A 21,589-nucleotide genomic window follows, 5' to 3' on the forward strand; every position below is an offset into this window, starting at 1 on the left:
AAGCATGTTCGCAATATTCTTAGTGCTTACATTAACATAATTGGCTATGACTCGAATTGACTATAATGACATTTGCATATTCTTTCAGGTCAAGTCATCATTTTGGCAACTCAAGTATGATTTAACTGAAGCTTATGGGTCATAGAGATGATAGCGTTGTTGATGATTCCTCTAAGCCTTGCGCAAAGACCAACGCAAGCCATTTAAGAAAGCGCAACACAGCTAAATATCTGAGATTATACTGAAGTTAAAAGATAGCTTAAGCCCCATACAAAATTAATTTGATGAGAGATAAGAAACATGTCTGACCAATACCAAGCATTTGCTAAATCTCCAATTGGTAAATTTGTCATAAAAAATTTAGGTTTACCATCACCAATCCAGCTAGACCGCTTTGAGTCAGCCACTCCTGTCGTTAAAGGTGCTGTATTATTTGGTGCAGCTCCAAAGAGTCATTTCACTGGTGAAGTTGCGCAGGTTCTTAGTAATATTCATGCCAACACTTATGCAGGGAATAACGCAGAGTTACAACAAGCTGCGGCAAAATCTGGTTTGAATGTTGGCGCTTTTAATGAAGGCGATAAAGAATCAAAATTCAAAGCAGTGATATTTGATGCATCAGGGATTCAAAATTCAGAACAATTACATGAACTACACAAGTTTTTTAATCCTGTTGCCCGTCAAATTGCGACATCAGGCCGTGTAATTATTATTGGTCTAACACCTGAAACTGCACCAACGATTAAGCAGGCGATTGCACAACGTGCATTAGAAGGGTTTGTTAAATCGGTTGGTAAAGAGTTTAAGAAAGGAATTGCTGCTGATCTTATTCTGGTTGATGCAGATGCTGCACAAAACTTGGAATCAAGTTTACGTTTTGCAATTTCTCCACGTTCAGCATACGTATCGGGTCAAGTGATTCGCGTATCTAAAGGTGATGTGATTGATATCGATTGGGCAAAACCGCTTGCAGGCAAAACTGCATTAGTAACAGGTGCAAGCCGTGGTATTGGTGAAGCGATTGCACATGTATTGGCACGTGATGGTGCACATGTAATTTGTTTAGATGTTCCACCACAACAAGCAGACCTAGACCGTGTTGCAAGTGAAATCGGTGGTTCTACACTCGCAATTGATATCACTGCTGCTGATGCCGGTGAAAAAATCAAAGCTGCGGCAGCTCAACAAGGTGGTTTAGATATCATCGTACATAATGCGGGTATTACACGTGACAAAACTTTGGCAAATATGAAGCCAGAGATGTGGGATCTGGTGATTAATATCAACTTATCTGCTGCTGAACGTATTAATGATTATTTATTGTCAAATGATGGTTTAAATGCAAATGGTCGTATTGTTTGCGTATCTTCAATTTCAGGTATTGCTGGTAACTTAGGTCAAACCAACTATGCTGCATCAAAAGCAGGTGTCATTGGCTTGGTGAAATTTACTGCACCTGTGTTAAAAAATGGTATTACTATTAATGCTGTAGCGCCAGGTTTCATTGAAACTCAAATGACCGCGGCAATTCCATTTGCAATCCGTGAAGCGGGTCGTCGTATGAACTCAATGAGTCAAGGTGGCTTACCTGTTGATGTTGCTGAAACAATTGCTTTATTTGCATCTTCAGCATCTACAGGATTAAATGGTAATGTTGTGCGTGTTTGTGGTCAAAGCTTATTGGGTGCATAATCACGCATAAGTGAAATCCTGTTTCGTTTAGGGGATTACCGCGAAGAGATTATTTGTGTATTTAAATAACGCTTTCGCTGGTTTTCTCTTAAACAAAATCAGGATGTTTAAGCTGTATCATCCGTTAATTTCCAACTGAAATGTTGGATTTTTTAAATGTTGAATAAGAATTAATTTTTCAAAGGTCCAGTATGAATACTCGCCATTTTAGTCAACTTCCTAAGCCATATTTAGCTTATCCAAAAGTGATTCAGGGTTTAATTTTTAAAAAGCCAAAAGGTGAAAAAGTTCTACCGCAAGTCGAATATGTGGTTGATTCATTCAAAATTGATCCAAATCATTTAAAAGCATATAACGAAGTGTGTGGCTTTAAAAATAATGGGTATATTCCCGCGATTTATTTAGCTGTTTTATCGCAAAGTTTACAAATGCATATGATGACCTCTGAAGCATTTCCTTTTGCAATCTTAGGCTTGGTGCATATTCGCAATCAAATTAAGCAAACACGTAAAATTGGGGTCAATGAACAGCTGACTTTATCTTGTCAATTTGGTGAGTTAAAGCCCCATGATAAAGGGGTTCAGTTCGATTTCATCACAACAGCCAAAGTTGGCGGTGACGTGGTCATGCAAGGATTAACCACCTATCTAGCACGTCAAAAGACCGATGGTTCAGTTACAGAAAAACCAAAAGATAAAAAAGAACCAGATTATCAAGTTCAGGCGGTTTGGGAAGTTTCTGAAAATACTGGTCGTCGTTATGCTATGACATCAGGTGACTTTAACTTGATTCATATCCATGCATTAACTGCAAAAGCATTTGGTTTTAAACAAGCGATTGCTCATGGGATGTGGAGCAAGGCGCGCGTTCTCGCTGGGCTCAACTTACCAGAAGCTTATGAAGCCGATGTGTTGTTTAAATTGCCGATGTATTTACCTTCAACAGTAGAATTTTTAACTGCACAAGATGGTACAACAACTGACTTTTTGATTCGTAATCAAAAATCACAAAAACCTCATGTTTCTGGTGTGGTTAACGCTTTATAAGATAAAATATAAAGCCTGAGTCGAGATGATTCAGGCTTTTTTAATTAAAAAAGTTATGATTAAAAAAATAGGATAGGGCAATGAGCAGTTTAACGGACATTATTTTTGCGAATACGAAAAATTATCAGGGCTATGTGGATGAGCGTTTTCAAGATCTCGCTGTTCAATTTAGTCGTTTGCAGGATGGTCGTAGCGAAAATGGTGGTGCTGCTTTAACTGTTTATTTTCAAAATGAAAAAGTTGTCGATATATATACGGGTAAAAAATCAAAAACTGAGCAATGGAATGAGCGAACCTTGTCGGTTTGTTATTCCACAGGGAAAGGTGTACTGGCCACACTCGCGCATATTTTGGTGAGTGAAGGTTTCTTAGACTACGATACGCCTATAGTCAATTTTTGGCCTGAATTTGCTCAAAATGGTAAAGAGAATATGACACTGCGTCATATTTTAAGTCATCAAAGTGGCTTATACGATATTCGCAATATTATTGCTGGTGCCGTTGAAATGGCAGATTGGCAGCATATGCTCAAGGTCATGGAGCAGGCCACACCTCGTTTTGCTGTAGGAACTGATATTGCATATCAGGCATTAACATTTGGCTGGTTGGTGGGTGGTGTTTTAGAGAAAGCAACGCAACAATCTTTAACACAGTTAATGCAGAAGTATTTGGTTGAACCCCTACAACTTGATGGTGCCTATTTTGGTGTGCCTGAATCTGAGCTAAATCGTGTGGCGCGTTTAATTCAAAAAGCAGCACCTGTACAAAAAACAGAAACAAAATCCAGTAAGAGCAAAGCCAAGAAGCATCATAAAACGTCTTTTTCCGATAAATTGGTTGAATTAACCGGACAAAATCCACAAGATTTTTTAGATGCTATGGTACCGAAAGGGATGCGTGATTTTAGTTTCTTTAGTGACCAAGGGCTTCAAGCGATTATTCCAGCGGCCAATGGTGTATTTAGCGCCAATAGTCTTGCAAAAGTTTATGCCATGATGGCAAATAAAGGGGTTTGGGAAGGAAAAGTTTTCATTCGTCCTGAAATATTTGCTGAATTAAGTCAAATTCAATCGATTAAACGAGATCGCGTGATGCCAATTCCTATGAAATGGCGTTTAGGCTACCACCGTGTGATTAGTATGGGTAAACGTGCCAAGCAAGGCTTTGGTCACATTGGATATAACGGTTCTGGGGCGTGGTGTGACCCGCAACGAGGGCTTAGTTTTGCCTACACTCATAATTTTGCCATTGGTTCAATCACCGGTGATTATCGTCTTTGGGGGCTGACCCAAGAAACATTACGTTGCGCCGACGGTTTACTTAAGGGAAGTAAAGGCTGGTTCTAAATATTAAGATCAAAGCGATTGAAATTTTATAGTAGATCAGATGGCTGAGTCTTATTTTGCAAAAGAATTAAAAATAAGGACTTTAAACAGCGGTATATAGATTTATCAATATTTTCTTAGGCAAATAACTCCATTTTTAGAATGGTTTCGACATGATGTTTAAACGAGTGTTGGTCTAGACCTTTTAAGCCAAGTTGATAGATTCCTTCTAAACCACAAACAAAAGCAATCAGCCGCCAAGCAATGTCTTGGCTGCTGCTGGCTGTAGCAATTTTAAATTCTTGTTGGCTGACGCCATGTTCAATCGCAGTAACCAAAGCAACATGCCATTGTTCCATCGTAATATTATAAGCTTTTTTAATTTCAGGATCTTGGTCGATTAAAATCTCAGCTTCATTCCAGAGTCGTAAATAGGGTTGAGTTAGTTCAATATTTTCAAAGCCTAGCAAGAGAGATAAACGCTCAAAACTACTGTCGGTTTTAATTTGATCTTCTACTTCATTGAGTTGATCCATCAATTCAATAAAAACTTCGGCCTTTAAATGCGAACTTGATTCAAAGTGATGATGTACTTGTCCTGTTGAAACTTGTGCTTCTGCGGCAATACGGCGCACAGTTAATCCATTCAATCCATCTTGTAATGCAACACGCTTTGCTGCATCCAAAATCATAGTACGACGTTGTTCTCGGTTTAAATAGTTCATCACTTTTAATACAATAAAATTTACAAAACAAATATTAAACAAAGTTGGACGTTTGTTCAAGTCTGGTTATAATGACTCAAATTGAACAAGTGTCCAACTTTAGTTAGGTGTGTTATGTACCGCAATTGGGTGATTTTGGCAATCATCGTTTTAATTTATTTACCGGTTTCAATTGATGCAACGGTTTTGCATGTTGCCATCCCAACATTGAGTGCTGCCTTATCACTATCCAGTAATGAAATGCTCTGGGTGATAGATATCTATTCACTGATCATGGCAGGCTTGATTTTACCCATGGGGGCATTGGGGGATCGTATTGGTTTTAAACGGCTGATGCTGATTGGTGCTGGTATTTTTGGTGTGGCTTCGCTAATGGCTGCTTTTGCGAGTTCAGCCTATATGTTGATTGCTGCCCGAGCATTTCTTGGTGTAGGCGCTGCCATGATTTTACCTGCAACCTTGGCAGGTATTCGAAATACCTTTTTAGATGAAAAACAACGTAATTATGCTTTAGGTATTTGGGGAACTGTCGGTGGTGGTGGAGCCGCTTTTGGTCCATTGTTGGGTGGTTTTATTCTAGAACATTTTTCATGGGGAACCGTGTTCCTGATTAACGTGCCAATTATTATTTTGGTCTTGGTATTGACCACATGGCTGGTGCCAAAGCAAGCAGTACAAACCAAGCAACCTTTAAATCTATTACAAGCGCTCATTTTGGTCACTGCAATCTTAATGCTGATTTATTCGATTAAGACCTCTATCTATGCGTTTAGCCTAGGGATGATTTTGATTTTTGTGCTTGGATTGGGATTGTTGGTAGGATTTATCCGCCATCAATTGAAAACAACCCAACCGATGATCGATTTTAGTCTGTTTAAGAATCCTGTGATCTCAACCAGTATTGTGATGGCAATGGTGGCAATGATTGCATTAGTTGGTTTTGAGCTACTGCTTTCACAAGAATTACAGTTTGTGTATGGATATAGCCCATTGGAAGCAGGTTTGTTTATTTTACCCTTTATGATTGCAATTAGTATTGGTGGACCCTTTACCAGTATTTTAATGAATCACTATGGTTTGAGACCTGTAGCAACTGTAGGGATGCTGATGTGTGCCTTATGTTTCTTTGGTTTGGCCATGACCAATTTTGACATCGATTATATTCAAGCTTGGGTGTGGATGGTGCTGATGGGGATCAGTGTTGAAATCGCATTATTATCTTCCACGGCAGCTATTATGTCTGCTGTACCTCCACAAAAAGCAACGGCTGCTGGTGCAATCGAAGGCATGGCGTATGAGTTAGGTGCAGGTCTTGGGATTGCGATTTTTGGACTGTTGTTGTCTATATTTTATGCGAATTCGATTATCTTGCCTGATCATTTACCGTTGAATATCGCAGCTCAAGCAAGTTCTTCTATTGGTGAGGCATTATTGCTGAGTAAACAATTAGAACCTGCATTGATGCAACAGGTAAAACAAGCTGCTTTTGAAGCGTTTATTCATTCGCATAGTAAAGTCTTGGGTATTTCGGGTCTGATGTTCCTAGTTTTATCTGTATTTGTTTGGCGTGCTTTACCAGCAAAGAAACAGATCGCTGTCTAGAATATTGCGCATAATTTAAATTATGCGCTTGTTTTTACATTTAGATTTTAAAGTGTGAAAAAATGAGTTTGATGTACCGATTGAAAAACTTTAGCAAGCCCAAATTGTGATTTAATCAACACTGCCACGGCAGTGTTTTTTAAAGTAAAATAGCTACTGTTTGTTTTTAAATCTATTTAAGAGATAGATAAACTTTATGTTGTAGAGCACAGTGTCAAATTAGAAGAAATTGATCGAATTATCTCTAATAAAAAATAACTCTACAGTTCTTCATTCACTAATCAGCAAAAAAACAGTATCCTTAGACCTGTAACTAGGAGCTTCCATGTATCAGGTACTTGCACGTAAATATCGCCCACGTAACTTTAATGAATTGGTCGGACAGAATCACGTTTCACGTGCACTGACCAGTGCTTTAGATCGTGGACGTTTACACCATGCCTATTTATTTACTGGAACGCGTGGGGTAGGGAAAACCACAATTGCTCGAATTTTAGCGAAATGTTTAAATTGTGAAACAGGGGTAACCTCTACACCTTGTGAAGTTTGTGCAACCTGTAAGGCGGTAAATGAAGGGCGCTTTATTGACCTTATTGAAATCGATGCGGCATCACGGACAAAAGTCGAAGATACACGCGAGTTACTGGACAATGTGCCTTATGCACCGACCCAAGGGCGATTTAAGGTATATTTGATCGATGAGGTACATATGCTTTCGACGCATTCATTTAATGCGTTATTGAAAACATTAGAAGAACCGCCTGAACATGTAAAATTTTTATTTGCCACAACAGATCCACAAAAATTACCAATTACGGTGATTTCACGTTGCTTGCAATTTACATTACGTCCATTGGCTGTAGATGAAATTACCCATCACCTTACAGATATTTTAAATAAAGAAGAAATTTCATCAGAGCAAGATGCGATTTGGCAAATTGCTGAATCTGCCCAAGGTTCATTACGTGATGCATTGTCTTTAACTGACCAAGCAATTGCCTATGGTCAAGGTGCAATTCATCATCAAGATGTCAAAGAAATGCTGGGTTTGATTGATAGAACCATCATTTATGATTTGATCTTGGCAATTCATCAAAACCAAAATGCACGTGTCAGCCAATTATTACTACAATTTAGGCAACAGGCTTTAGATGTTTCATTGGTTTTAGATCAGTTTATTTCGACTTTGCATGAGTTGGCAATGTTGCAATATTTGCCTGATTTAAGTCTAAAATACAGTGCTGAAATTAATCAAAAAATTATGCAGTTATCAAAAATTGTCTCTGCACAAGATTTACAGCTTTATTATCAAATTGCCAGTAAAGGTCGAGCGGAGCTACAACTTGCAGTAACACAAGAGCAAGGCTTTGAAATGACAGTATTGCGTTTACTGGCATTTAGACCGATGCAAATCAATGAAATTGTAGTCTCTCAAGCTCAACAACCACAAAACAATCAGAATATCGATCAAGTTGTTATTTCACAGCAACCGCATCAAGCATCTGTTCAAACGGGGCTTGTGCAACAAGCACAGATTCAGCAAGAGCCAGCTCATCAACAGCAGGCTCAGCAAGTGCCTGTTGAAAAAAACAGTGAACAACAAAATGTTACTTTGAATGTGAGTTCACAACCAGAAACTGACGCGCCATTAGCGGAGACACAGCAAGCGCAGGTTGAGGTCAATTCGCAGCGTATAGTGAGTGATTTAGCTCCAGCTTTTGACCAAGTTGAAGATCAGCAAACTCAACAGCAAAGTGTTGACCATGAACCGAGCAGTGATGACTATTTAGATGACTTTGCTGAGGAAGTACAACAAAGTGCTGTGGTCGAATCAACGGCTCATAATAATCAAGGTATTGAAGCACAGCAGCCAACTGTTCAAGATAAAATTGACGTAGAAAATGCAGAACCAAGTTTAACCTTGTTTGGTGCTGAGTTAAGTCAACCGAAAAATACCACGCCTCAGTCTAGTCCAAATCAAGATGTATTCTTTTTAGCACCTGAAAATCAGGATCAAAATGTTGAAATTGATTTGGTTGAGCCTATTCATTCTCAAACAGATACTCCAGCTCAAGTTTCTAATATTATCCCTGAAATAGAACACGGATCTTGTTCTGAGGAACAAACGCCGCAACAGATACTTGCCTTAAAATTACAGGTCTTAGAAGGTGAGTGGACAGTTGATAAATGGGAGTATTGGTTTAGAAATAGCTCACTTTCTCCAGCTGTTCAAGAACTTGCACAGCATGGGTTAATGACTGGGGATGTGAATGGTCAATCTATTTTTCAAATTTCACAAAAATATGAAAAATTATTGAACCAAGCACAACATGATCTTGAGGCAAAATTAAAACAGCAGTGGCCGAGTACTTTGTTTACGGTGCAATATGGTGAAGTTGAGTCGACTACACCTTATATGATGCAAAACGAGCGTAAGCTTCGAGCTTATGATCGTGCCAGTGAAATGCTTCAAAAAGAGCCTTTAGTCAAAAGCTTAATTGAAGCATTGGATGGAAAGTTGGAAAATATTCAGCTTAAAGCTTAGGGGCTGTAGACATTTCATAAATGGCTTGCGTTGTAGTCTAAAATTGAGCAGGCAAGGCAGGAAACGAAGAGAATATCGAGACTATTTTCGAGTTTCATAACGAAGGCTGAGATAATTTTAGCCACAACCCTGAGCAAGAACAAAGCACTGCTTTGTTTGCAGCGCAAGGCGCAGCGGGGACTTGTGTGTTTTTTGCCGCTACGTTGTTACGAACTACTCATTTAGAATGACTAAATTTCGTATTTCGTGCCTAGTATCGCCTAAAAAACACTCGTAGTCGCAAATGTAGACGAATTGTCAACAGACCCTAATTTTAAAAAACATCTAGATTAAATAACGTTTTAAACAAGCTCAATTTCACTGGAATTGGGCTTGTTTTTATTCCACTGTATTTTGCCGAAATTTATGCATTATTCACAATCCTTTTCTACCTGTGCCAAGGTAAATCATTTTAAAATCTCATCAGGTTCTCAATTTATATAAGAATTTTAATTCCAATTATGATGATCAATCTGGCATTTATAGACGTTGTTATGCTGAAAATCACTTGTTTTAAATATTTTTATGGTTATAATTGCGGCAACTTTAATTAGCGGAGACCCTAAGTGGCAAATTGTTCATCGAGGCGCTGTAGTTTATATACAGCCATTATTCGTATCTGAGCAAGAGAGCACTGCCTTTAGGAAAGCTGTCTTGCAATGAGACAGTTATAATCTGATTTTAAACTACATCCCCATTTTGACGTGAAACAGCTCAATTTTGACTTTAATCAGTTCAATTTTGGCTTGTTTTTGTGCGCACTTAGATTCATACCGCCTCAGCAATGAGGATTACGGATGGTAATCAATCAACTTTGTATGATAGAAACAGTACTGATTACGGGCTGCTTTTTATTACTTATTATTCATAAATCAGCATATGCCGATCCTGTATTAATTACAGATGATGCAAGTGTTGCTGATCTATATACTTGCCATTTTGAAAGTAATATAAACTTTTATAAACATCAGGAGGTTAATTCCAGTTTTTCTCCAGTATGTGGCATTGCCAAAAATTTGGAATTAAGTTTTCAACTGGATGATCATGTTCAAAATAAGAATCGTCATGATGTGATATCAGGTCAATTCAAACGTAATTTGAAAGCAGTGGAGTCGAATAGTTGGGGTGCTGCCGCATCCTTAACAATAAGCCGAAATATGTATGGTGATGACCACTCTAGTTGGAAAGTGAATCTCCCCGTAACTTATTTATTACTGGATGATCGGTTATTTTTAAATGGCAACATCTCCTATGAACATCAGGGCAATACTCAGTATGTTTTAGCTGCAATTTCAAGCAATTATTGGATCAATGCTAAAACTTCGCTCAGTGCAGAAATCTTTAATCAAGATCATCAGTCTGTATTTTTTCAAACCGCATTTGGTTATGAGTTGATTCAAGATTTTGTCAGGGTCCAAGTGGCTTATGCAGATCGATTTGACCACCATCATGATCGCTGGTTTGGGCTGGGAGCTGAGTTTCTCACCAATTTTAAGCTCATAAAAAAATCATCTAATTCAATTCCTGTTCAATAGGAAGAAGTCTTTATTGCCAAAAAAGGAGAACATTATGCTTCATAATCTATGGCAACGTTTATTTTCTAATTTCATCAAAAAATATCATATTCAACACTTATTTGAACGTCATCGTTCATTTAAAGAATTACATCAAGCCAGTTATGCCAGTGAAATTAGTAAAAAGCTTTCACAAAGTTTGATCAATGCTTCCTATGTAGCTTCAGACCAATTGCTCAATCATTTAAATACAACAGAGCAAGGCTTGTCAGCAAAGCAGGTTGAACAGCGACAAGAACAATTTGGATTAAATGAGCTTGCGCATGAAAAACCACTGCCGTGGTGGAAGCATCTTTGGTATGCCTATCGTAATCCATTTAATATTTTACTTACCATTTTGGCTTTGGTGGCTTTCTTTACCGACGATATAGAAGGCACAATCATTATTACAACCATGGTTGTACTTTCTACGGTACTGCGCTATTGGCAAGAATTTAAGTCAAATAAAGCAGCCGCTGCATTAAAAGCAATGGTAAGTAATACGGCTACTGTGATTCGTCAAGTTGATTGGGATGATCCAGACCTTGAAACCTTGCAATATGACCTAGATCAAGGATCTCAACAGGTTGAACTTGCGATCCAAGATTTGGTTCCTGGTGACATTATTTTATTGTCTGCTGGAGATATGATCCCTGCGGATTGTCGAATTATCTTTGCAAAAGATCTGTTTGTTTCACAAGCGTCGATGACAGGTGAATCTATTCCTGTAGAAAAGTTTGCTGATCAAAAAGATCACACCCTGCAAAATGCATTGGAACTGGAAAATATTGTTTTTATGGGAACCAATATTGTGTCTGGTTCTGCAAAAGCAGTGGTGGTGAATACTGGAACACAAACCTATTTTGGGGCATTGGCACACCGAGTATCCCATGCAGATCGTGCAACGACTTCATTTCAAATGGGGGTAAATAAAGTCAGTTGGCTATTGATTCGATTTATGTTGATCATGGCACCAGTTGTATTATTTATCAATGGCTTTACCAAAGGCGATTGGAGTGAAGCATTGCTGTTTGCTTTATCTGTAGCTGTGGGTTTAACACCTGAAATGTTACCGATGATCGTGACCTCAACATTGGCCAAAGGTGCAGTATTTTTATCTCGTAAAAAAGTTATCGTTAAACGTTTAGATGCGATTCAAAATTTTGGCGCAATGGATGTTTTATGCACTGATAAAACAGGTACCTTGACTGAAGATAAAATTTGTTTATCACAACATGTCGATGTAAATGGTAAGACATCACAACGTGTACTGGTACAGGCCTACTTAAATAGCTATTACCAAAGAGGGCTGAAAAATTTACTGGATGCTGCAATTTTGGACCATGCAGCACAAGACTTACAGGATCTAAATTTTAAATTTAAAAAACTTGATGAAGTACCGTTTGATTTTGTGCGTCGACGTATGTCAGTAGTAGTCAGAACCTTACAGGGTAACGCACGTATTATCACTAAAGGTGCGGCAGAGGAAATGCTGAAAGTCTGTTCGCACGTAGAGATAAATGACAAGATTGAGTTATTAACGCCAGCCCATCTTGAGGCGATTCAAGAAAAAATACGTCAATTTAATCTTGAGGGTTTACGTGTTATTGCCATCGCGTATCGAGATTTTAGTGGTAGATCAGATGACTTTTCTGTCGCAGATGAAAGTAATTTGATTTTAACTGGATATCTGACTTTCTTGGATCCTCCTAAAAAATCTGCTGCACCTGCTTTAGCTCAATTGGCAGCGCATGGCGTCAATGTCAAAGTGCTTACTGGTGATAATGAGTTTGTTACTCAAAAGGTCTGCAAAGAACTTGGTCTGGACTGTGAACATGTTCTTTTAGGTGGGCATGTTGAGAATATGACTGATGAAGAACTAAAATTTGCCGTTGAACATACACAGGTATTTGCCAAGTTAAGCCCAGTTCACAAAGAACGTATAGTGATGCAGCTGAAAGAGAATGGACATGTGGTTGGATTCCTAGGCGATGGAATCAATGATGCGGCTGCGATACGCAGTGCTGATATTGGAATTTCGGTTGATACCGCAGTGGATATTGCCAAAGAATCAGCAGATTTAATTTTACTTGAAAAAAGTTTAATGGTGCTTGAAGAAGGCGTGCTAGAGGGACGACGTACATTTGCCAATATGCTGAAATATATCAAAATGACGGCAAGTTCAAATTTTGGTAATGTTTTTTCGGTATTAGTAGCTAGTGCTTTTATTCCGTTTTTACCGATGCTACCGATTCATTTGCTGGTACAGAACTTACTTTATGATGTATCACAAATCGCCATTCCATTTGACAATGTTGATGATGAGTTGATTGAAAAACCGCAAAGCTGGAAACCAAATGAAATTGGACGTTTTATGATTTTCTTTGGGCCACTCAGTTCGATCTTTGACATTTTGACCTTTGCTCTGATGTGGTTTGTATTTCATGCAAATTCACCAGAACAGCAAACCTTGTTTCAATCCGGTTGGTTTGTCGTCGGATTATTAACACAAACGATTATTGTGCATATGATTCGTACAGAAAAAATACCATTTATTCAAAGTCGTGCGGCAATGCCTTTGATGGTCATGACTTTGGTCATTGTGGCTGCTGGTATTTTCTTACCAATGGGGCCTTTTGCTGAGTACTTAAAATTACAAGCTTTACCATTAACTTATTTCTTATTTTTACCTTTCATCTTGCTTGGCTACATGCTGGTTGTGCAACTGATGAAAAAAATTTACATCCGTCGTTACGGGTGGTAATGGAGAACTCCAATGCAACTCCAATTCATGCAACATCTAGAATTAGCGAATATGCTAGATACCTTGATTAGTTTACTTGGCGCTTTTATTTTAGGGGGATTGATCGGGTTTGAGCGACAGTATAGGCAGCGTACAGCAGGTTTAAGAACCAATGTATTAGTCGCACTTGGCGCTGCTATATTTGTTGATATTGCTAATAACTTAACAGGTGCTGATGGTTCAGTACGGGTGATTGCTTATGTGGTTTCTGGCATTGGATTTCTTGGCGCAGGGGTAATCATGCGCCAAGAAGGGAATATTCAAGGGCTCAATACTGCTGCAACCTTGTGGTGTTCTGCTGCTGTCGGTGCTGCGGCAGGTTGTGACCGTTTGGTGGAAGCAATATTAGCGACGATATTTATTTTGGCAGCCAATACTTTATTACGTCCTATTGGGCATATTATCGACCGTAAACCTTTAAATGTTGATTCGGAAATGCAACATGAAATTTATGTGGTTTGTCAAAAAGAGCACAGTAAATATGTCATGGATGAGCTGAATAAAGCTTTAAAGCGTTATCATTTTCCTGCTAAAGATTTTGATGTAGAACCGTTTGGTGAACAAGATGTGGAAATTAAGGCGATTTTGATTGCGAACTCCGTTGAGGAAAAAGAAATTCAGCCGATTATTGAAATGTTAAATCAAATGCCTGAAGTGAGTCAGGCTTTTTGGGATCAAAATACCTTGGCTTAAAATGATGTTTATTTTTAGGGTGTCGGAGCTAAATAGTCTTAAGTGTCAATTTTTTAGGCTTAAACTATATAACGTGAGTTCGACTTAACTATATCTTTAACTTATTGAAAAGCAATGATCTTGACGGAGTCTTGCTGAACTGTCATTCAATTTCAGGATCAGCCTGCGGCTCGCCCTACTTTTGTTTCGGCAAAAGTAGGCAAAACCATTGTCATCCGCAAAACTCGTCGACGACCAGAAACGCATTCAATGAATCGCAGAAACAATACTTTAAGAATGAAGTCCTGCCTCAGACAGTTGCGGATGACGTTTCCGCGTATCATATTTCATCAAAAACTTATATCGAACTCAGGTTGTATAGTCTTGCAAAGCATCTCGCATTTTTTGTGGAACCGGGGTGCTTTTCTTTGTCTCACGTTCGACAAATACATGTACAAATTGACCTTGTGCTGAAGCTTGAGTTTTACCTTGTTTGAAAATAGCCAGATCATAGCTCAGTGATGAATTACCAATTTTTGCAATGGCGACCCCAACCTCAATAATTTCTGGATAGGTGAGTTCTTCGAGAAAATGACATGAAGAATTTACCACCAAGCCAATGATGGGTGAATGGTGTATATCAAAGTCTGTTTTTTGGATCAGGAGCGCATTTGCCGCAGTGTCAAAATAACTATAATAAGTCACATTATTCACATGACCATAAATATCGTTGTCTGCCCAACGTGTTTGGATAGGGAAGATAAAGGGATATTGGGTACGTAATTTTATTTCTGGTTTCATTTGGATTATTCATTCAAATAGAGAAAAAATTAACAGCGCTTTTCGTGGTCAATCACCAAGTCAATGCTTTACAAGATTTTATAAACAAGTAACTTTATAGATGAATTTTGCACTTGTTTACAAGTGTTTTAGTTAAACATTTATAATCAAGTGTATGCAATAAAAAAGCTCATTAAGTCTAACCTAATGAGCTTTTGCAATTTAGAACTGATTCAGTCCAAATTGATTAGAAACGATAACCAAGACCTAAATAAGTCACGATTGGTTTAATCTCAATGCTGCTTTGGCCTGAAATTAAAGTAGTTTGTCCAGCTGGCGTTGTACCATTAACATTTAATTTTGCTTTTGTTGTTAAATGCGCATATGAAACAGAAGCAGTTGCATACCAATTTTTGTTGATATTGAAATCTGCGCCAAGGATTGCAACAGGAGCAAACGCGTCATCAACTTTAACTTTACCTAGTTCTGGATTGTATCGACCAAGTAAAGGATTGGCTTTTAATGCATCATTGATTGCTGAATCAGTCTCAACATTTGAGAAATGAGCATACATCAAGCCTGCACCTACATAAGGACGGATCTTGTTGTTGATTGAACCAAAGTGATAACGACCAGAAAGCGTTGGTGTATAAGCATCTGTTGTTGCAGCTTTATCAAATTTATTTAGATCAACGACAGTAACACCATGAACTTTAATGCTACCTTTACCAGCAAGCTCCATTTCAGGAGGAGCGCCTAAAGTTAATTCAAGCGAAACATTGTCATTGACAAAATAATCAAGCATTAAGCCTGCTGTATCCGCATTTTGTACTTCAAAGCCTGCATCTGGGTTATTGGCTTGTATATTCGCCAATGGACCTAAATAAGGACTATTACCAGTTTTACCATTTACGCCTTGTCCTTTACTTTGAGGCATAACATGTAACCAACCAGCAGAAACACCAAAAGTTTTACCATCTGAAGTTGCTGCGTGAGAAACGTTGCTTAATCCAAATGCTGCTAATGGCAGAATTGCTAATGTAAGTTTTTTCATAGAATCATTTTCCAATACTAGTTGTCTTAATTTTCCGATTAAGATCTGTCGCGATTTTAGAGTAATTATTTTAAAAATTAAATAAAAATTAAATAAAAACTAATTACTAGCTAGTCATAAAATAAACGTTTAATGGGTTAATGGTTTGATAATTAATCATTTTTAAATAAAATCTTTAAAAAAACTTTAAGTTCGATTGATTAAAAAATATAACAAAACGAGGCAATAAGATGGTTTTTTTCATATTTTGAGAATAATCAAGTTTAATTTTAATGCTGTATTTTTACAAGATTATAAATTTTGTTCAAAATTTAGGCCGATTTGATCTGATGCAGGCCGCATATTTCAAACACAAATTATAGGTCATATGATAGATATTTTGATACTTTTAAATAAAACACTCAGCGAGTATGTCTCAATTGTACTTCATGTTTATTCAAGATTTTTCATAAATTAAAAAATGATCATGTGGAGTGAGTCATATTGGTATTGAAAGTGCCTTTTCCCATTGGAAGAAGGCTAGGATGAGGGTGCTTTTATGTTGATTTATGCTTTTAAAAAGTCCTTATGAAAGAAGTCTATTTAAAAGCGCATTCAATAAATCAGTGCACTATTAATGCTGATAAATTTTAATAAATCGCCTGATAAATTTTTAATGCATCTTCGTGGAGTAGAGGCCTTGGATTATTTTGTAAAAGACGGGTTTGTAGCATTGCATCGGATGCCAATCTATCCAGTTGCTGCTCGTGTACATTTAAATCGCGCAATTTCAAAGTCAAACCACTGTGATCTAAGTGTCTCTGCATATGATCAATAAATAAGTCACATAAGCCTTCTGTACTGCCTTTACTATAAGGATCAAGCCATTGCATTAACTCTGCATAAAGTGCTTTTGCGTGAGGCGCATTGAATTTTAACACCTCCAATAAAACCAAGGCATTAGTATGTCCATGTGATAAATGAAAATGACCACCTAAGGGGTATGCTAAAGCGTGTACGGCACCTACAGGAGCGTTGGCAAAAGCCTGCCCTGCAAGCATAGAACCAACCAGCATATTTTGACGAGCTGCTAAATTTGTACCATCCGCCAGGACCAATTTTAAATTTTTATTTAAAAGTTTAAGGGCTTGTTTAGCAAGCATGTCTGCATAAAAATTCTTTTTAATTTTAGAGGTATAGGCTTCAATGGCATGCACCATCGCATCTATGCCTGTTGCTGCTGTGATATGTGCAGGTAGGCCTGAGGTAAATGTTGCATCTAGAATTGCCACATCGGCATATAAAATGGGAGAAACGATACCTGCTTTGGTGGTTTCACCTGTAGTGACAATTGAAATGGGGGTGACTTCAGAACCTGTGCCAGCGGTGGTTGGAATAAGAATTAAAGGAAGGCGAGGGCCTTTGACATTATTGACCCCATAGATTTCCTGAATACTTTGTGATTGCTTTGGATTTGCCAATATCGCGATGAGTTTGGCAACATCCATAGAGCTACCACCACCAAAGCCAATCACCACATCTACTTGATTGTCTTTGGCGAATTGAACTGCCGATAAAACAATCTGCTCTGCTGGGTCTGCCTGTACATCGGCATAAATTTCATAGTCTAAATTGCATTGCGCTAAAATTTTTAATAGCGGCAAATGCAGTGCATGTTGAATCATGCCTGCATCTGTCACGATTAATGCTTTGTGATATTGATTGCCTAATACTGTGCTGAGTTCTTGGATTGATCCTAAACCTGAAATAATATTGGCTACAGTTTGGAATTGAAAATGACTCATATGTATTATCCTTAATCTATCATCACAAATTAAACATTATTGTTTTAAGGTTCTATAGGATTCGCCTGCTAAATAACTTAACATAAGACTTTATAAAAGAAATGATCATTTGAGGTTGTTATGTCATCCAAAATGCCATACAAAGTTTTATGTGTGTGCTTAGGAAATATTTGTCGCTCACCCACAGCAGAGGTGGTTTTACGACACTATTGTGATGAAAAACGATTAAATGTAGTTGTGGATTCAGCTGGAACGAGTAATTATCATCCAAATAAATCACCCGATAGTCGCAGTCAAAAACATGCAATAAAAAGAGGCTATGATCTTTCTGGGTTACGTGCTAGACAATTAAAAATACAAGACTTTTTAGAGTTTGATTTGATTCTTGCCATGGATCATCAGAATTTTGCGGATATACAGCATGTGTATAACCAAGCCAGCAGTCAATTTGGTCTTGCTCAAATCAAAGCTAAAATTGCTTTAATGAGTGAGCATGATCACGTTTATCCACAACAGGCGCTTCCAGATCCTTATTACGGTGAAGCTGATGGATTTGAACGTGTACTTGATCAGTGTGAATCAAGCAGTTTGGCTTGGGTACATGTGTTTCAACAACAGTTTTAATGCAAGTGATTGAAATATTTTTAGGAAATAAATTTAAGTTATGAATATTGAATCACAGGTTCAGCTCAAACCCTTTAATACATTGAGTTTGAACTCGATTGCATCACATTATGTCAAAATACAATCTATCGTAGATCTTCAACAAGCGTTGCAGTTTTCTAAAGCACACGATTTAAACGTTTTACTGCTTTCAGGGGGCAGCAATATGATGCTGCCTGAGCATATTCATGCGCTTGTAGTTGCTATAGATATACAAGGTATTGAATTTTTAAGTGAAGATGCCGAAAGTAAAACAATCAAAGTGGGTGCAGGGCAAGTTTGGCATGACTTTGTATTGTGGACGACAACGCAACAGCTTTATGGTTTACAGAACTTGGCTTTGATTCCGGGCTTAGTCGGCGCATCGCCTGTGCAAAATATTGGCGCGTATGGTGTTGAAGTCGGTGAATTTATTCAATCTGTAGAAGTCTACGATCGTCAATCAGCACAGACACTTTCTATTCAAGCACAAGATTGCCATTTTTCTTATCGACACAGTATTTTTAAAGATGACCCAGATCGTTATGTGATTACCCATGTGATTTTTAAATTGCTTAAACATGCTGATTTAAAAGTAAATTATGGGGATTTAAAAGATGCAATGATGGATGATATGAGTGCTGAAAACTTACAAAAGCAAGTGATTCATATTCGTCAAAGTAAACTCCCAGACCCAAAAGAATATCCAAACGTGGGAAGTTTCTTTAAAAATCCGATTATTAAGCAACAAGAGTTTTCACAATTAATTGCAAAATTCCCTAATATTCCACATTATCCTCAAGCAGGGAATCACGTTAAAATTGCAGCGGGTTGGTTGATTGATCAATCAGGTTGGAAAGGTAAACAGCTTAATCAAGTGGGAATGTTTCATAAACAAGCTTTGGTATTGGTGAATTATGCCGATGCAACATTGACAGATGTACGCGCAACATATCAGGCAGTACAAAAAGATGTTTTTGAGAAGTTTGGTGTGCACTTAGAGCCTGAACCTGTGCTTTATAATGAACTAGGCTTAATCGAAAACCATTAAATTGAGTAAATATATGGTCAAACCGCATTGGATGGTCAGATTTCTACGAATAATTGCCATATTATTTGTATTATTCGGCTGTTTGGTCGTTTTTTGGTACACGCCATTTTATTCGACAATGATGGTTAAAATCCTGAATAGCATTGTTCCAGTTGAAGTCAATCAGGTGGCAGCAAAGAGCCAGCAAAACGCTGCTCTTTCGGAGGCTGAAAACTTAGAACCTGGTTCTGATTTATGGATTGCTCGACAAGCCTATCTTAAGCTGATGGATGAAGCCATTAAGAGTAAAAATGCTCAGGATTTAATGCTACTCCAGTTACGATATAAAGCCTTGCAAGAAAAAATTGCTGAAGATCAAAAAAATGATGATGAAGAACAAAACAAACCAGTAATTCCATTGGTGTCTGAACATGCTGCATCAGAGGTTGTTGAGAATCAATCGAACGATGTGGTTAAAAACTTATTGGATTTAAATAGTGAAGACAATAGGGCTTTAATGGATGAATATTTAACATTCTTAAAAAAACATAAAATTGATGAAAAATTACTTCAAGAAAATTCACACACATTGGCAAATGAATTGTCAAGTTCACAAGTACAAGAAGATCTTGAAAGTTTGCCTACCAAAACCAGTGAACAACCGAAGCCAATCAGTCAACCTTATGCAATTGTAGTCTTGGGCGGTGGTTTAACTTTAGATAAAAATCAAAAAGACATTATTGTGAATGACTATACCAAACTAAGACTTGAAACAACCTTAGCCTTAGAAGAGAAAGTTAAACTTCCTATTGTGCTGAGTGGTGTAGAAGCACCCTATATGCAAAAATGGTTATCTGAGCGCGGTGTACAAGCAAAACTATTAGAAAATAGAAGCATGAACACTTGTGAAAATACACGCTTCAGCTCATTGCTTTTACAGAAGAAAGGTGGTGCACCTACAGTTTTATTAATTACCGATCGTTACCATATGCCAAGAACACGTCGTTTATTTGCATTAAATGGGATCGAAACAATTCCTGTCAATGCACCCATGCCAACTCAATTAACAGCATGGCAGCCTAGCAAACAAAATTATGATCATAGTCGTAGAGCCAATTATGAAACTTTAGCAACAATCCGAGATATGTTGTTTGGTTCGAGTGGCTGTAGAGAGGTGCCTTAATGGCAGATATTCCATTTTTAAATCCAACAATTCTAAAGCAACTTGACTTACCTATACCAAGTCGAGATACAACACCACAACTATTAGAAGCCTTAAACTTAAATCGTGAATATATTCCAAATAAAGAAATAAAATCTTATCAACGTCTTTATGGTTTTGATCAACTGGACTGTGTGCAATGGCAAGGTTTTATTGATATGCCGTTGTTTAAACTCCATGTGCAAGTATTTAAACCCAATATAGATAAAATAAAAGGCACTGTGTGTTTGTTGCATGGCTACTTAGAACATAGTGGTATTTACCAACCGATTGTGAAAGAAATCCTTGAACAAGGGTTTAGTGTGATTACTTATGATTTGCCTGGGCATGGACTGAGTAATGGTTCGCCTGCAAATATTCAAAATTTTGACCATTACCAACAAGTGTTACATGCGGTCTATCAATATGTAAAAAATGCAGAGCAGCTTCCTAAGCCGTGGTTGGGAGTAGGGCAAAGTACAGGTGGTGCAATTTGGATGCATCATTTACTTGAGTATGCACAAAAACGTGAAAATCCAATTGTGGATCGGGTGTTACTGCTTTCACCATTGGTCCGACCTGCAAAAACAGCGTGGTGGCATAATTCTATTGGTCTAGGAATTATTCGCAGAATTAAAAGAGAAGTCCCTCGGCACTTTAAAAGAAATAATCACAATCCTGAGTTTTTAAGATTTGTACGCCTTAAAGACCCGTTACAACCTCGAATGATGGGAATGGATTGGATTTTGGCAATGTCAAAGTGGATGCTGGAAATGGAAGCCTATCCAAAGTGCCGCATTCCGGTTTGGTTGGCACAAGGTGCACAAGACCAAACTGTAGACTGGAAATATAATATTGATTTTGTACGTCGACAATTTAGATTACAGACCTTATTGATTCTTGAAGAAGGCTCGCATCAATTGATTAATGAACGTGCTGATATACGTGCAGCATTAACAGGATTAATTCCTGCGTTTCTACATGCGCAATCTTCTGGTGATTATTTTGAATAGATATAGGTTGCTTTTAAGCTGAATTTCTCAAAAATGCCTAAAAAATAGGTGAATTATGCGGTTTTTTGAATATTTAGATTAAA

The 21,589-nt window shown here is 37.8% G+C and carries 16 protein-coding genes; 12 read left to right on the forward strand and 4 right to left on the reverse strand.

Features of this window, described 5'->3' with window-relative positions; all coding sequences use genetic code 11:
* The first annotated feature begins 300 nt into the window (after positions 1 to 300).
* The 3 genes from PYV58_RS08885 (at position 301) to PYV58_RS08895 (ending at position 4,084) form a co-directional block, all read left to right on the forward strand.
* Positions 301 to 1,692, forward strand: coding sequence for a 3-oxoacyl-ACP reductase (locus tag PYV58_RS08885; protein ID WP_004822281.1), 1,392 nt, complete (start codon positions 301 to 303; stop codon positions 1,690 to 1,692).
* Between the two features lie 191 nt (positions 1,693 to 1,883).
* Complete coding sequence (locus PYV58_RS08890) at positions 1,884 to 2,738, forward strand: MaoC/PaaZ C-terminal domain-containing protein (RefSeq protein WP_034615192.1); 855 nt, start codon at positions 1,884 to 1,886, stop codon at positions 2,736 to 2,738.
* An 80-nt stretch (positions 2,739 to 2,818) separates the two neighbouring features.
* Positions 2,819 to 4,084, forward strand: coding sequence for a serine hydrolase domain-containing protein (locus PYV58_RS08895; protein WP_034615191.1), 1,266 nt, complete (start codon positions 2,819 to 2,821; stop codon positions 4,082 to 4,084).
* 116 nt (positions 4,085 to 4,200) lie between these two features.
* On the opposite strand, the gene PYV58_RS08900 is transcribed toward PYV58_RS08895, so the two are convergent.
* Positions 4,201 to 4,788 (reverse strand): TetR family transcriptional regulator, encoded by a 588-nt coding sequence (locus PYV58_RS08900; protein WP_034615257.1) that lies wholly within the window; start codon positions 4,786 to 4,788, stop codon positions 4,201 to 4,203.
* Positions 4,789 to 4,902: 114 nt separating this feature from the next.
* Between PYV58_RS08900 and PYV58_RS08905 the strand changes: the two genes are divergently transcribed.
* The 5 genes from PYV58_RS08905 to PYV58_RS08925 all read left to right on the forward strand — a co-directional run bounded on the left by PYV58_RS08905 (position 4,903) and on the right by PYV58_RS08925 (position 14,023).
* The gene (locus PYV58_RS08905; protein WP_275059801.1) at positions 4,903 to 6,390 is read left to right on the forward strand and encodes an MFS transporter; all 1,488 of its coding nucleotides are present in this window, start codon (positions 4,903 to 4,905) and stop codon (positions 6,388 to 6,390) included.
* Positions 6,391 to 6,715: 325 nt separating this feature from the next.
* Positions 6,716 to 8,935 (forward strand): DNA polymerase III subunit gamma/tau, encoded by a 2,220-nt coding sequence (gene dnaX / locus PYV58_RS08910; RefSeq protein WP_034615185.1) that lies wholly within the window; start codon positions 6,716 to 6,718, stop codon positions 8,933 to 8,935.
* Positions 8,936 to 9,771: 836 nt separating this feature from the next.
* The gene (locus PYV58_RS08915) at positions 9,772 to 10,509 is read left to right on the forward strand and encodes a hypothetical protein (RefSeq protein ID WP_034618334.1); all 738 of its coding nucleotides are present in this window, start codon (positions 9,772 to 9,774) and stop codon (positions 10,507 to 10,509) included.
* Between the two features lie 34 nt (positions 10,510 to 10,543).
* A complete protein-coding gene (mgtA, locus tag PYV58_RS08920) occupies positions 10,544 to 13,291 on the forward strand; it encodes a magnesium-translocating P-type ATPase (RefSeq protein WP_034618335.1) in 2,748 nt (915 codons plus the stop codon).
* A gap of 12 nt (positions 13,292 to 13,303) precedes the next feature.
* A complete protein-coding gene (locus PYV58_RS08925; RefSeq protein WP_004719550.1) occupies positions 13,304 to 14,023 on the forward strand; it encodes an MgtC/SapB family protein in 720 nt (239 codons plus the stop codon).
* Between the two features lie 348 nt (positions 14,024 to 14,371).
* On the opposite strand, the gene PYV58_RS08930 is transcribed toward PYV58_RS08925, so the two are convergent.
* From PYV58_RS08930 to PYV58_RS08940, 3 genes are all read right to left on the reverse strand, one after another.
* Positions 14,372 to 14,803: a thioesterase family protein gene (locus PYV58_RS08930; protein WP_034618262.1), complete on the reverse strand. Its 432-nt coding sequence runs from the start codon at positions 14,801 to 14,803 to the stop codon at positions 14,372 to 14,374.
* 226 nt (positions 14,804 to 15,029) lie between these two features.
* On the reverse strand, positions 15,030 to 15,836 hold the full coding sequence (locus tag PYV58_RS08935; RefSeq protein WP_004822265.1) for an OmpW family outer membrane protein: 807 nt from the start codon (positions 15,834 to 15,836) through the stop codon (positions 15,030 to 15,032).
* Between the two features lie 629 nt (positions 15,837 to 16,465).
* Complete coding sequence (locus PYV58_RS08940) at positions 16,466 to 17,620, reverse strand: iron-containing alcohol dehydrogenase (protein ID WP_034618263.1); 1,155 nt, start codon at positions 17,618 to 17,620, stop codon at positions 16,466 to 16,468.
* 120 nt (positions 17,621 to 17,740) lie between these two features.
* Here PYV58_RS08940 and PYV58_RS08945 point away from each other — a divergent pair, with 120 nt between their 5' ends.
* Genes PYV58_RS08945 through PYV58_RS08960 form a run of 4 tightly spaced genes read left to right on the forward strand, consistent with a single transcriptional unit; the run spans position 17,741 to position 21,506 of the window.
* On the forward strand, positions 17,741 to 18,244 hold the full coding sequence (locus tag PYV58_RS08945) for a low molecular weight protein-tyrosine-phosphatase (RefSeq protein WP_034618265.1): 504 nt from the start codon (positions 17,741 to 17,743) through the stop codon (positions 18,242 to 18,244).
* A 40-nt stretch (positions 18,245 to 18,284) separates the two neighbouring features.
* Positions 18,285 to 19,313, forward strand: coding sequence for a UDP-N-acetylmuramate dehydrogenase (murB, locus tag PYV58_RS08950; RefSeq protein ID WP_004822259.1), 1,029 nt, complete (start codon positions 18,285 to 18,287; stop codon positions 19,311 to 19,313).
* A 13-nt stretch (positions 19,314 to 19,326) separates the two neighbouring features.
* A complete protein-coding gene (locus PYV58_RS08955; protein WP_034618267.1) occupies positions 19,327 to 20,475 on the forward strand; it encodes a YdcF family protein in 1,149 nt (382 codons plus the stop codon).
* Positions 20,475 to 21,506 carry an alpha/beta hydrolase gene (locus tag PYV58_RS08960; protein WP_004719563.1) on the forward strand — a complete coding sequence of 344 codons (1,032 nt, stop codon included), beginning with the start codon at positions 20,475 to 20,477 and terminating at the stop codon, positions 21,504 to 21,506. Before PYV58_RS08955 ends, PYV58_RS08960 begins: the two co-directional genes overlap by 1 nt.
* Positions 21,507 to 21,589: the final 83 nt, after the last annotated feature.

This window comes from Acinetobacter sp. TAC-1, assembly GCF_029025845.1.
Classification (GTDB): domain Bacteria; phylum Pseudomonadota; class Gammaproteobacteria; order Pseudomonadales; family Moraxellaceae; genus Acinetobacter; species Acinetobacter guillouiae.

What these genes read in the sequence shown, in the direction of transcription:
- PYV58_RS08885 (WP_004822281.1), top strand. Translation starts at nt 301, where the DNA reads ATGTCTGACCAATACCAAGCATTTGCTAAATCTCCAATTGGTAAATTT.
- PYV58_RS08890 (WP_034615192.1), top strand. Translation starts at nt 1,884, where the DNA reads ATGAATACTCGCCATTTTAGTCAACTTCCTAAGCCATATTTAGCTTAT.
- PYV58_RS08895 (WP_034615191.1), top strand. Translation starts at nt 2,819, where the DNA reads ATGAGCAGTTTAACGGACATTATTTTTGCGAATACGAAAAATTATCAG.
- PYV58_RS08900 (WP_034615257.1), bottom strand. Translation starts at nt 4,788, where the DNA reads ATGAACTATTTAAACCGAGAACAACGTCGTACTATGATTTTGGATGCA.
- PYV58_RS08905 (WP_275059801.1), top strand. Translation starts at nt 4,903, where the DNA reads ATGTACCGCAATTGGGTGATTTTGGCAATCATCGTTTTAATTTATTTA.
- dnaX (WP_034615185.1), top strand. Translation starts at nt 6,716, where the DNA reads ATGTATCAGGTACTTGCACGTAAATATCGCCCACGTAACTTTAATGAA.
- PYV58_RS08915 (WP_034618334.1), top strand. Translation starts at nt 9,772, where the DNA reads ATGGTAATCAATCAACTTTGTATGATAGAAACAGTACTGATTACGGGC.
- mgtA (WP_034618335.1), top strand. Translation starts at nt 10,544, where the DNA reads ATGCTTCATAATCTATGGCAACGTTTATTTTCTAATTTCATCAAAAAA.
- PYV58_RS08925 (WP_004719550.1), top strand. Translation starts at nt 13,304, where the DNA reads ATGCAACTCCAATTCATGCAACATCTAGAATTAGCGAATATGCTAGAT.
- PYV58_RS08930 (WP_034618262.1), bottom strand. Translation starts at nt 14,803, where the DNA reads ATGAAACCAGAAATAAAATTACGTACCCAATATCCCTTTATCTTCCCT.
- PYV58_RS08935 (WP_004822265.1), bottom strand. Translation starts at nt 15,836, where the DNA reads ATGAAAAAACTTACATTAGCAATTCTGCCATTAGCAGCATTTGGATTA.
- PYV58_RS08940 (WP_034618263.1), bottom strand. Translation starts at nt 17,620, where the DNA reads ATGAGTCATTTTCAATTCCAAACTGTAGCCAATATTATTTCAGGTTTA.
- PYV58_RS08945 (WP_034618265.1), top strand. Translation starts at nt 17,741, where the DNA reads ATGTCATCCAAAATGCCATACAAAGTTTTATGTGTGTGCTTAGGAAAT.
- murB (WP_004822259.1), top strand. Translation starts at nt 18,285, where the DNA reads ATGAATATTGAATCACAGGTTCAGCTCAAACCCTTTAATACATTGAGT.
- PYV58_RS08955 (WP_034618267.1), top strand. Translation starts at nt 19,327, where the DNA reads ATGGTCAAACCGCATTGGATGGTCAGATTTCTACGAATAATTGCCATA.
- PYV58_RS08960 (WP_004719563.1), top strand. Translation starts at nt 20,475, where the DNA reads ATGGCAGATATTCCATTTTTAAATCCAACAATTCTAAAGCAACTTGAC.